This is a genomic window from Caballeronia sp. ATUFL_F2_KS9A, assembly GCF_023630765.1.
GTDB classification, from domain to species: domain Bacteria; phylum Pseudomonadota; class Gammaproteobacteria; order Burkholderiales; family Burkholderiaceae; genus Caballeronia; species Caballeronia zhejiangensis.
Genome location: NZ_JALQEK010000001.1, coordinates 71,717 through 83,084, shown reverse-complemented (window position 1 = coordinate 83,084; position 11,368 = coordinate 71,717). Strand labels below are relative to the sequence as shown.

Below are 11,368 nucleotides of genomic sequence, written 5' to 3'. Positions count from 1 at the left end.
ATTTTTGAATTCCGTAGACTTGTCAGCGCGATAAGCCGTCGACATGACGGCCAACGCATTCTTTTCGTCAACGGAGAAAGTCGCATGAAGAAGATGACGTCCGCCGTAACCGTAGCGATCACCGCGGCTTTGCTCGCCGCGTCGAGTACCGCCGCTTTCGCGCAGGCGAGCAGCACCGAGGCTTCGTCGTACTCGCCGCCGCAAACCGAGCACAAGAAGAAACCGAAGAAGCCGAAGAAGCAACATCCGCCCGCGAAACCCGCCGGGCCGGAAGGCGGCCAGTCGCAGTAACACGCCGCAGCGCGACTGAAGCCGTCAGACGTTTCGTCGGAAGAAAAAAACCCGCATCGGAAACGATGCGGGTTTTTCTTTGTGTCGCTGCGAATCGCGCGCCTCAGACGCCCCAGAGAATGTCCTTGTCGTGCTTTTGCGCGAGGCGAAGCATGTCGAGGAAAGGAAACGCGCGCTGCGCGAGCCCGATGGGAAGCTCGTGCGGCTCATGTCCTTCTTCGCCTTCATGAAAACGGCCGTCGTGCTCGGCGCGCTCTCTCTTGTCGGTGACGACCGCCGCTTCGAGCTTCTGAATGGCGGCGGGAATTTCATCGTGCGTGATGACGCCCCGCGCCGTGAGCTGCTTGCCGATGATGCCGAGCAAGTACTCCGCGAGGTTCTCGAGCATGATGACATCCGGTGCGGCCGGGGATTTGAATGTGATCAGCATGGCATGGTCCTTTTGTTTATGTTGGGTCATAGGCGGTTTGCAAACGAAACGCGCAGACGAGCCGGTCTCCCTGACAACATGACGACACCCTGATTCGACATATTAGCACCTGCTAAAATCCCCACTTTATGTGGTGGCCGGTTCCGTTCGCCTGCCAACACCACATGCGGGGCCAACGCGTCGCGAAGACGTCCTTCCGAGCCGGCATGCACGCCGGAACGCGCCCCGTCAGCCCTCGCTCCACTGGATCACATTCAGCATGCTGCCCGCACATAAACACACTCTCGAAACGCTCATCACCGACGCGGTCAAGCAGGTCGCGCAAGCCACACAAGGCGCCAGCGAAGCGGCTTTCGTCACGCCCACGATCGTCCTCGAACGACCGAAGGTCGCGGCGCACGGCGACGTGGCGTCGAATGTCGCGATGCAACTCGCCAAGCCGCTGCGCGCGAATCCGCGTCAGCTCGCGCAGCAGATCGTCGATGCGGTGCTCGGCCTGCCGGCCGCGAAGGGTCTCGTCGAGAGCGCCGAAGTGGCGGGTCCGGGCTTCATCAATCTGCGTCTTTCGGCGACGGCCAAGCAAGACGTGATCCCGGCCGTGCTCGGCGAAGCCGCCGCGTTCGGCCGTTCGACGCGCGACGCCGGCAGGCACGTGCTCGTCGAATTCGTATCGGCGAACCCGACGGGCCCGCTGCATGTCGGCCACGGCCGTCAGGCGGCGCTCGGCGATGCGCTCTCGAACCTGCTCGAAACGCAGGGCTACGACGTGCATCGCGAGTTCTACTACAACGACGCGGGCGTGCAGATCGGCAATCTCGCCACGTCCACGCAACTGCGCGCGCGCGGCCTCAAGCCGGGCGACGAGCAGTGGCCGGAAGCGGCGTACAACGGCGAGTACATCGCCGATATCGCGCGCGACTACATGGCGGGCGAAACCGTCGCGGCGAAGGACGGCGAACCGGTGAAGGGCAAAGGCGACGTCGAGGACCTCGAAGCCATCCGTCATTTCGCGGTCGCGTATCTGCGTCACGAGCAGGACATGGATCTCACCGCGTTCGGCGTGAAGTTCGACCAGTTCTATCTGGAGTCGTCGCTGTACAAGGAAGGCCGTGTCGAGAAGACGGTCGCGGCGCTCGTCGATGCCGGCAAGACGTACGAGCAGGACGGCGCGCTGTGGCTGCGCACCACCGACGACGGCGACGACAAGGACCGCGTCATGAAGAAGTCCGACGGCACGTACACGTACTTCGTGCCGGACGTGGCGTATCACGTGACCAAGTGGGAACGCGGCTACACAAAGGTCATCAACATCCAGGGCTCGGACCATCACGGCACGATCGCGCGCGTGCGCGCCGGCTTGCAGGGACTCGGCATCGGCATTCCGAAGGGCTATCCCGACTACGTGCTGCACAAGATGGTCACCGTCATGCGCGACGGCCAGGAAGTGAAAATCTCCAAACGCGCGGGCAGCTACGTGACGGTGCGCGATCTGATCGAATGGTCGGGCGGACTCACGCCGGGCCACGAAACCGCGCCCGATCAGATCGACGAGGACACCATCCGCCGCGGCCGCGATGCCGTGCGCTTCTTCCTCATTTCGCGCAAGGCCGACACCGAATTCGTGTTCGACATCGACCTCGCGCTCAAGCAGAACGACGAGAATCCGGTCTATTACGTGCAATACGCGCACGCGCGCATTTGCACGATCCTGAACGACTGGAAGGAGAAGTTCGGCGGCGACATTTCGAAGGCAGCGCAGGCCGATCTCTCGCCGCTGTCGAGCGACCGCGCAATGGCGCTGCTCAACAAGCTCGCCGAATTCCCCGAAATGCTCGCGCACGCGGCCGACGAACTCGCGCCGCACGCCGTCGCGTTCTATCTGCGCGATCTCGCTGGCGAATTTCACTCGTTCTACAATGCGGAGCGCGTGCTCGTGGACGACGAAAAGGAACGCACCGCGCGCATCGCGCTGCTCGCGGCGACGCGTCAGGTTCTCGAAAACGGTCTCGCGACCATCGGCGTTTCCGCTCCTCAAAAGATGTGACCCTTCTGCCGCGCACGCACGAATTCAGAATTTTCGGCGTGCGCAAGCAGATGCCTGGCGCGGGCTTGTCTTGAGCCGCCGCTATAATCGTCGCCCAACCAGAAGACTTTCTCGCAGGTGATTCATACGATGGCAAAACCACGCCGCACATCGAAGCAGTCGAAGCAAACGGGGGGAACGTTTATCGGTATCGTGCTGGGCCTGATCGTCGGCCTCGCGATTGCCGTAATCGTCGCGCTGTACATCACGCGTGCGCCCACGCCATTCGTGGCGAAGGTCGCGCCGCCGCCGTCCGAGGCCAACTCCGCGCCTGCCGCCGCGCAACCGTACGATCCGAATCGTCCGCTGCAAGGCAAGACGCCGGGCCAGGCGGTGCCGCAAGCCGCGCAGCCCACGCCGCCCAACACCGCGCCGGGCCAGACCAACAATCAGACGCAGTCGTCGGGCATGCTCGACGAGCCGCAGATCGTCGAAGTACCGCCGTCGGGCGCAACGGCATCGGCGCCGAAGACCGCGAGCACGGCGCCCGCGAAGAAGCCCGAAGCCGCACCGGGCGCGCCCGCCGCGACGAGCAACGCGAACGCCACGCCGCCGAAGGGCGGCTCGGCGCCCACGACGGCGAAGACCACGCCGCCCGCGCCCGGCGAGCCGAACACGGGCTACTTCCTGCAAGTCGGCGCGTACAAGACGCAGGCGGATGCCGAACAGCAGCGCGCGCGTCTCGGCTTCCAGGGCTTCGAATCGAAGGTCACGCAGCGCGATGCAGGCGGCGTCACGTACTATCGCGTGCGGATCGGGCCGTTCGCGAAGTTCGAGGACATGAACACCGCGCGCCAGCGTCTGTCCGATGCGGGCGTCGATACCGCCGTCATCCGTTTCTCGAAGCAATAACGAAGCAATAACGCAGCAAACGAAGTCGAAGCGCCGCGACGCTTAAGCGTGGCTTAAGCGTCGTATGTCCCACTTATGGGCCTGCTTTTGTTCCGTCGCGTTTCCATTGCGTATCTCTTCAATCATGAAAAAAATCTTTAGCGCGTTGGCTCTCTCCCTCGGCATCGCAGCCGCATCCCTGAGCGTCGCGAATTCCGCGATGGCCGCGCCCACCGCCGGCAAGGATTACACCGTGCTGCAGGCGGCTCAGCCGATCGCCGCGCCTGCGGGCAAGGTCGAGGTCATCGAGTTCTTCTGGTACGGCTGCCCGCATTGCAACGAGTTCGAGCCGTACATCGAGGCATGGGCGAAGAAGCAAGGTCCGGACGTCGTGTTCAAGCGCGTGCCGGTGGCATTCCGCGACGACTTCATTCCGCACTCGAAGATGTATCACGCGCTCGACGCGCTCGGCGTCGCGGAAAAGGTCACGCCGGCCGTGTTCAACGAAATCCACGTGAAGAAGAACTATCTGCTGACGCCGCAGGCGCAGGCGGACTTCCTCAAGACGCAGGGCGTCGATCCGAAGAAATACATGGAGGCGTATAACTCGTTCTCGACGCAAAGCGCCGTGCAGCGCGACGCCAAGCTCCTGCAGGACTACAAGATCGACGGCGTGCCGACGGTCGTCGTGCAGGGCAAGTACGAAACCGGCCCGGCGATGACCAACAGCCTGCCGGGGACGACGCAGGTCATGGACTTCCTCGTCCAGCAAGTCCGCGACAAGAAGCTGTAAGCACCGACGCTCCGCATGACCGCAGTTCGTTTGAAGGTCTTTATCACCGGGGCGTCGAGCGGCATCGGCCTTGCAATGGCCGAAGAGTATGTGAAGCGCGGGGCCATCCTCGGCCTCGTCGCCCGCCGCGCCGATTCCCTCGCCGCATTCGCGGCCCGTCATCCGCAAAGCTCCATCTCGATCTATCCCGCCGATGTGCGCGACCCCGACGCGCTCGCCGATGCCGCGCGCCGCTTCATCGCGGAGCACGGCACGGCGGATGTCGTCGTCGCGAACGCGGGCATGAGCCGCGGCGCGCTGACGGGCCACGGCGATCTCGACACCTTCCGTGCAGTGATAGACGTGAACTATTTCGGCATGGTCGCGACGTTCGAGCCGTTCGTCGCGTCGATGACGGCCGCGCGGCGCGGCACGCTCGTCGGCATTGCAAGCGTCGCGGGCGTGCGCGGGCTGCCCGGCGGCGGCGCGTACAGCGCGTCGAAATCGGCGGTGGCGAAATATCTGGAATCGTTGCGCGTGGAGATGCGCCCGCTCGGCGTGGCCGTCGTCACGATCGCGCCGGGCTACGTGCGCTCGGAGATGACCGCGCACAATCCGTATCGCATGCCGTTCCTGATGGACGCCGACCGCTTCGCCGCGAAAGCCGCCGACGCGATCGAACGCAAGGTGCGCTACGCGACGTTTCCATGGCAGATGCGCGTCGCGGGCATGCTGATGCACGTCCTGCCGCGCTGGCTCTACGACGCGCTCGCCGAACGCGCGCCACGCAAACCACGCGCGGACGAATGACGTAAAAAAACCGGCTGCGCGCAAACGCAGCCGGTTTTTTATCGGGCGAACGTCCGAACGGTCAGAACGCCACGTAGGCCGAGCTGTTCGGCAACTGGTATCCGACGTAGACATGCCGGCCGAAGAAGAACGGCAGGCCGAAGTCGAAGAAGTTCGACATGCCCAACTGACCGCCGAGACTGTTGAAGGCGAACTTGTTCTTGCCTTGTGTCAGCGTGCTCGCGTTGGCGAGCAGGAACGGCACGGTGGCGCTGTTGCCTTCGCTGCCTTTGATCGTGGTCGACAGCGACTGCGTCGCGCTCGGGCAATAGAACGCCGACGATCCGTTGCACAGCGGAAAACTATCCTGGAAGAAGTTGCCGTTCGACCCGGTGTCGAAGAACGTCTTGTACGTCTTGCCCTTGTACGTGCCGGTCAGGTCGCCATAGGGATCGGTGCCGTACTTCGTCACGTTGCTGATCCCGTTGTTGCTCTGCGTGCCGATGCCGAATATCAGCACGCCGGTCGCGGTGGCCGCGCCGTTATCGGCAACGGGCGGCAATTGCACGATCACGCCGTTGTTGTTGACCGCGAACTTGGTGACCGGATTCGTCACTTGCTGCGCCAGCGGCACCGCGACACCCGAGCAATTCGCGCCGTTGGTGCACGAGAAGTACATCGCGTTGAGCGCCGTGCTCGCGCAGCCGTCGCCGCAGTCGTAGGCCTGCGGGCCGATGCCGAGAATGCCGTTCGCGCCGATGTCGGCGGTCGAATTTTCGTCGCTGCCGGACGGACAGCCGTTGTCGCCGGTCGGCGCCGCGGATGCACTCAGATCGCCGATGATCTGAATCGGCACGCCCGACGCCACTTCCGTGCCCATCTTCACGTCGGCCGTGCGGACGGTGCCCCACGTGTAGCCGTCGGCGAAACCGGCGCATTCGGCGAGCTGCCCGCCGTTCGACGCGCGCGAGGTCGGCAGGCTGCCGAGCACGTTCTGCGCCGCCGATCCGAGAATGCGCAGGCCGAAGGACGCCGTGTCGACCTGAATGTTGTCGATCGTCTGACACACCGACGAGCCCGGCGCGCACACCGTCACCGATACGTTCGGAATGTTGACGAAGCCCGCGGCGCCGGAGTTGACGTTGATCGCCACCGCGTTCGTGCCGTTGGGCGCGATCGGCTGCGCGTTCGCGGTGCTGGTAGTCGAGCCGCCGCCGCTGGAACCGCCCGAGCCGCCGGAGCCGCCCGACGAACCGCCGCCGCTGCTGGAACTGGAGTCGTCGCCGCCGCCACCGCCGCAGGCCGCGAGCATGACGGAAAGGCAGAGCACGCCGAGCCAGCGGGCAAGGCCGCCGCGCCGGGACGAAGAGAGAGCGGGATGGCCGAGTGTCGTTCTATGCATACTGAGTCTCCCGTCGCTTACTGGATGTCGCTGGCGGACACGCCGGCAGGCAACGATTGCGGCAAATACGCGCTGCCCGCGAACGAGCCCATGTGACCGCCCGAATCCACGACGAGTCCGGAATCCTGCACGCTGACCGGCCCGCGGCCGCCGCGCGCGGCGCGTTGCGCCTTCAGGCCCTGCTGATACTGCGGGAAATAGCTGCCGAGCAGGCTGGCGAGATCCGGCATGCGGGGACCGTGCCACGCGATGCCGAACACGACGCCTTCCGTCGACAAATATTCGTTGATGACCGTTCCGCTCGCGAGCGTGGTCGTGCGAACGGTGTAGTTCGACGCCGATGTCGTCGATGCGCTCGATGCGCCGCTTGCGACGGCCGCACGCGCGACCGCGGCCGTGGATGATTCCGCCGTGGCGCCTTGCGGCGCTGCCATCGGCTGGCCGCCGAGCACGGCGTAGGCGGGCGCTGCCGCGCTCACGCCGAGCGCGCCGGCAACGATTGCCAACGCGCTCATGAGATGCCCATGACGGGATTGCTTCGGTGCCTTCACTGGGCCTCCTATCGGTTATCCGCCGGCCCCGCCACTTGATTCAGAGACCGGTGCTTGACGATTGAGTGACAGATGCGCCACCGCCTTTCGCCCCAAAATCGTGCGGGCGCGAACATCGTCAGTATGCCAGCCAGGTGGAACCGTCCTAACGTTCGCAAGCGCACGAAACAAAAAACGCGAAGCGCAATGGTATGCGCTTCGCGTCATCTCGCAACTTCGATGCCGGCCTAAGTTACGAAGGCTTACAAAATCACCCTCAAAATCCCAGGCTGGCGAGCAGATCGTCCACTTGTGACTGATCCTGCACGACGTCGCTGCGTCCTTCGGGATTGATTTGCGGACCGTTCAGCAGGCTTTCCGGACTGCCGGTCGACACTGCCGACATCAGCGCCGCCGCCGATGCAGCGAACTGCTCGCGGCGTTCCGGCGCGATGTTCTCGAGCAAAACGCCCAGCAATTGCTGCTCGATCAGATACACGACGTCCGTAATCTTTTTGATGACCTGGCCGGTCAGATCCTGGAAATCCTGCGCGAGCATGATTTCGAGCAATTGGGCATTGGTCGCCTGCGTGCGCTCCGGCACGCTCTGCAGGAACGAGCGCGTCTGCGCGAGCAGTTCCCCCGCCTCGCCCTGCGCGAGCGGCGCGCCGTACCACTTCGCCCAGCGCGCGTCGAGCGCCTGCGCTTCGGTTTGCAGCGATTCCTGCATCGGCTTGGCAAGCTCGATCGCGTTGAGCGCGCGCTCGGCGGCCTGCTCGGTCATCGTCGCGACATATTTCAGGCGGTCGCGCGCGTCGGGCACGGCTTGCGCGGCGGCTTCGACCTGCTTGTCGAGGCCGAGCTCGCGCATCGAATCGCGCAGCGTGCGCGTCAGTTGGCCGATGCGCGCGAGAATGCGGTCGCTCGACGGATCGCCTTCGCTTTCGGCAACCGCGGCGACCGCGGCTGCGAGTTCAGTGGTCAGATCGTTCAAGATCAGCTCCCCGCTTTGGCCATCTTCTCGAGAATCTTGGTGAGCTTCTCGTCGAGCGTGGCGGCCGTGAAAGGCTTCACCACGTAACCGTTCGCGCCCGCTTGCGCCGCCGCGATGATGTTTTCCTTCTTCGACTCGGCCGTCACCATCAGCACCGGCAGATGCGAGAGCGTCGCGTCCGCGCGGATCTGCTGAAGCATCGACAGGCCGTCGAGGTTCGGCATGTTCCAGTCGGTGATCACGAAGTCGAAGCCGCCGCCGCGCAGACGCGCGAGGCCCGCCGCGCCGTCTTCGGCTTCGTCGACGTTGCCGTAGCCCAGCTCCTTGAGCAGGTTACGCACGATACGGCGCATCGTCGGAAAATCGTCGACGACGAGGATCTTCATGTTCTTGTCCATCATGACTCCAGTGTGTTCTCAATGCGGCGGCGCCGCTTAAATCCAAAGTTCAGACGCGCTGTACGCGTTCGCCCATCGAGGCAAGCCGCGCCATCACGCGCCGGCTCATTTCAGAGAGCGGCGCGATTTCGCTCGCACCGCCCATTGCAATCGCTTCGCGCGGCATGCCGAACACCACGCAACTCGCTTCGTCCTGCGCGAGCGTGTAAGCGCCCGCCTGCTGCATGTCCAGAAGACCGGCGGCGCCGTCGCGGCCCATGCCGGTCAGGATCACGCCGATCGCGTTCTTGCCCGCGTGCTGCGCCGCCGAACGGAACAGCACGTCGACCGAAGGCCGATGCCGGTTCACGGGCGGCGCATCCGACAGATGCGCGACATAGTTCGCACCGCTCCTCGCGAGCACCAGATGCGCGTGGCCGGGCGCGATGTACGCGTGGCCCGGCAACACGCGCTCGCCGTGCTCGGCTTCCTTCACGGTGATGCGGCACAGCCCGTTCAGGCGCTGCGCGAACGACTTCGTGAAGCCCGGCGGCATGTGCTGCGCGATGAGCACCGCGGGCGCATCGGGCGGCAGCGGCACGAGCACTTCGCGGATCGCTTCCGTTCCGCCCGTCGAAGCGCCGACGATCACGAGCTTTTCCGTCGACACGAGCGGATTGTTGAAATGCGGCGCGGGCTTGTGCGTCGCCGCGTTCGCCGGCGCGCTCGCCGCGTGCGTCGTCTGCTTCACGCGTGCCCGCGATGCGGCGCGCACCTTGTCGGCGAGCTTTTCCGCGTAATCGAGCATGCCGTCGCGAATGCCGACTTTCGGCTTCGTGACGAAATCGACCGCGCCGAGTTCCAGCGCGCGCAGCGTGATTTCGTTGCCGCGCTCGGTCAGCGACGACACCATCACGACCGGCATCGGTCGCAGGCGCATCAGCTTTTCCAGGAAGTCGAGGCCGTCCATGCGCGGCATTTCGACGTCGAGCGTGAGCACGTCCGGGTTATGCAGCTTGATGAGCTCGCGCGCGACGAGCGGATCGGGCGCGGTCGCGCAGACGTGCATGTCGGGCTGCGCGTTGATGATCTCGGTCATCAGGCTGCGCACGAGCGCCGAATCGTCGACGCACAGCACTTTGATCTTTGGCGCTGTGTTCATGCTTCCTCCACGGTCTTGAGACGCGACGTGAACAACTCGACGCGCGGGCGCTTCGCCGCCGATGCATTCGTCGTGAACGACTCCGCACGCGGTTTCGCGTTCGACTGAAACAGCTCGACGCGCGCACGCGCTTTCGCGAGCCGCTCCGCGCGCTCTTCCGGCGTGCGCTGCACGAGCGCCTGCTCGCGCTCGACGACCACCGGGTCATGCGCCGTCTTCAGCTTCTTGACCATCACCTGACCCGAGCGCGGCATGAACGCGACCTTGCGCGGATGCGCGCCCTGCAAGTCCTCGGCGACGATGCGAATCTTTTCCAGCGCGAGATAACGCCGCACGAACTCCGAATTGCGATCGCCGATGTTGATGGTCGTCATGCCCGCGAGCACCGCGCCGCCGCCGAACACCTTCGCTTCGAAGCGCTCGCGCCGTCCGCCGCGCTTGATGAGCTCGTTGATGAGCACTTCCATCGCGTACGCGCCGTAGCGCATCGAATCCGACGATGCGTGCGACGCGTCGGAACCGTCATCGGGCAGCATGAAGTGATTCATGCCGCCGATGCCCGCCGTGCGATCGTGGATGCACGCCGCCACGCACGAACCCAGCACCGTGACGAGCACCATGTCTTCGCTCGTCATGTAGAACTCGTTCGGCAGGAGCTTCACGCCCTGCTTCTTGAAGTGATTGTCGAAATAGAGATTCGACGCCATTGGCAGACCGCTCATGCCGGCTCTCCCGCGAGCGCGCGCTTCGATCCGCTCGCAACCTTCGTATCGCGCGTGAGTTCGTACACGGTCTGGCCGCGCAGCCTGAACGCCTGCGACACATACGTGAAGTTTTCCGAATGCCCCGCGAAGAGCAGCGCGCCCGGCTTCATCAGCGGCTCGAAGCGCGTGAGCACCTGGCCCTGCGTCGGCTTGTCGAAGTAGATCATCACGTTGCGGCAGAAGATCGCGTCGAACGGGCCTTTCACGTCGTAGCGCGCTTCGGTCAGATTCACGCGGCCGAAGTTCACCATCGCGCGCAACTCGGGGCGCACTTTCACGAGACCCGCGTGCGCGCCCGTGCCCTTCAGGAAGAAGCGCTTGAGACGCTCGACGGGCAATGCCTTCACCTGATCGAGCGAATACACGCCCGCTTCGGCTTTCGCGAGCACTTGACTGTCGATGTCGCTCGCGAACACCGTGCACTGGCGCGCGGCGTGTTCGCCCAACGCTTCGACGAGCGTCATCGCGATGGAATACGGCTCCTCGCCGGTCGACGCCGCCGAGCACCACACCGAGAACGGCTGCTGCCGGCGCTTCACGAAGTCCGCGAGAATCGGAAAGTGATGCGACTCGCGGAAAAACGCCGTCAGGTTCGTGGTCAGCGCGTTGACGAACGCTTCCCATTCGGCGTTGTCGTCGTTGGTTTCGAGACGGTCGAGATACTGCTTGAACGTATCGATGCCGCAGGCGCGCAGCCGGCGCGCGAGGCGGCTGTACGCCATGTCGCGTTTGTGGTCCGACAGCGAGATGCCTGCGCGGCGATGAATCAGCTCGCGAATGCGGGCGAAATCCGCCGATGTGAATTCGAAATCGCGCTCGACTTCCGTGCCGCGCACATTGGCGGGCAAGTCGACGCGCGCGTTGCGCGTTGCCATCATGATGTTTCGTGCTTCCTTGACGTCGTCCCCGACGTCCGATGTGGCGTGTTCGTCGCGCTCGACCA

Annotated in this window: 13 protein-coding genes; 5 read left to right on the top strand and 8 right to left on the bottom strand. The window is 64.5% G+C overall.

Translation table 11 applies throughout. The annotated features are described in order from the left end of the window. Window positions 1–84 precede the first annotated feature (84 nt). Window positions 85–291, top strand: coding sequence for a hypothetical protein (locus NCS67_RS00400; protein WP_008351852.1), 207 nt, complete (start codon window positions 85–87; stop codon window positions 289–291). Window positions 292–394: 103 nt separating this feature from the next. On the opposite strand, the gene NCS67_RS00395 is transcribed toward NCS67_RS00400, so the two are convergent. Then, entirely contained in the window at window positions 395–721 is a 327-nt protein-coding gene (locus NCS67_RS00395) for a DUF1840 domain-containing protein (protein WP_008351853.1), read from the bottom strand. A gap of 259 nt (window positions 722–980) precedes the next feature. Here NCS67_RS00395 and argS point away from each other — a divergent pair, with 259 nt between their 5' ends. The 4 genes from argS (at window position 981) to NCS67_RS00375 (ending at window position 5,217) form a co-directional block, all read left to right on the top strand. Then, window positions 981–2,765 carry an arginine--tRNA ligase gene (gene argS / locus NCS67_RS00390; protein ID WP_034470443.1) on the top strand — a complete coding sequence of 595 codons (1,785 nt, stop codon included), beginning with the start codon at window positions 981–983 and terminating at the stop codon, window positions 2,763–2,765. Window positions 2,766–2,894: 129 nt separating this feature from the next. Further along, entirely contained in the window at window positions 2,895–3,656 is a 762-nt protein-coding gene (locus tag NCS67_RS00385) for an SPOR domain-containing protein (protein ID WP_008351857.1), read from the top strand. A 124-nt stretch (window positions 3,657–3,780) separates the two neighbouring features. Then, on the top strand, window positions 3,781–4,428 hold the full coding sequence (locus NCS67_RS00380; RefSeq protein WP_250433531.1) for a thiol:disulfide interchange protein DsbA/DsbL: 648 nt from the start codon (window positions 3,781–3,783) through the stop codon (window positions 4,426–4,428). 15 nt (window positions 4,429–4,443) lie between these two features. Further along, complete coding sequence (locus tag NCS67_RS00375; RefSeq protein ID WP_250433528.1) at window positions 4,444–5,217, top strand: SDR family oxidoreductase; 774 nt, start codon at window positions 4,444–4,446, stop codon at window positions 5,215–5,217. 61 nt (window positions 5,218–5,278) lie between these two features. Here the strand turns inward: NCS67_RS00375 and NCS67_RS00370 are convergent, their stop codons facing one another. The 7 genes from NCS67_RS00370 to NCS67_RS00340 form a co-directional block, all read right to left on the bottom strand. Beyond that, a complete protein-coding gene (locus tag NCS67_RS00370) occupies window positions 5,279–6,598 on the bottom strand; it encodes a DUF3443 domain-containing protein (RefSeq protein ID WP_034470435.1) in 1,320 nt (439 codons plus the stop codon). A 17-nt stretch (window positions 6,599–6,615) separates the two neighbouring features. Beyond that, window positions 6,616–7,149 (bottom strand): DUF2844 domain-containing protein, encoded by a 534-nt coding sequence (locus NCS67_RS00365; RefSeq protein WP_239294313.1) that lies wholly within the window; start codon window positions 7,147–7,149, stop codon window positions 6,616–6,618. A 256-nt stretch (window positions 7,150–7,405) separates the two neighbouring features. Next, window positions 7,406–8,122 (bottom strand): protein phosphatase CheZ, encoded by a 717-nt coding sequence (gene cheZ, locus NCS67_RS00360; protein WP_008351868.1) that lies wholly within the window; start codon window positions 8,120–8,122, stop codon window positions 7,406–7,408. Between the two features lie 2 nt (window positions 8,123–8,124). Beyond that, window positions 8,125–8,520 (bottom strand): chemotaxis response regulator CheY, encoded by a 396-nt coding sequence (cheY, locus tag NCS67_RS00355; RefSeq protein ID WP_008351870.1) that lies wholly within the window; start codon window positions 8,518–8,520, stop codon window positions 8,125–8,127. Window positions 8,521–8,569: 49 nt separating this feature from the next. Then, on the bottom strand, window positions 8,570–9,661 hold the full coding sequence (locus tag NCS67_RS00350; RefSeq protein ID WP_008351872.1) for a protein-glutamate methylesterase/protein-glutamine glutaminase: 1,092 nt from the start codon (window positions 9,659–9,661) through the stop codon (window positions 8,570–8,572). Further along, window positions 9,658–10,383 (bottom strand): chemoreceptor glutamine deamidase CheD, encoded by a 726-nt coding sequence (cheD, locus tag NCS67_RS00345; RefSeq protein WP_033536555.1) that lies wholly within the window; start codon window positions 10,381–10,383, stop codon window positions 9,658–9,660. The genes NCS67_RS00350 and cheD overlap by 4 nt, the downstream gene beginning before the upstream one ends. After that, window positions 10,380–11,303: a CheR family methyltransferase gene (locus NCS67_RS00340; protein ID WP_033536589.1), complete on the bottom strand. Its 924-nt coding sequence runs from the start codon at window positions 11,301–11,303 to the stop codon at window positions 10,380–10,382. The genes cheD and NCS67_RS00340 overlap by 4 nt, the downstream gene beginning before the upstream one ends. Between the last annotated feature and the right edge of the window lie 65 nt (window positions 11,304–11,368).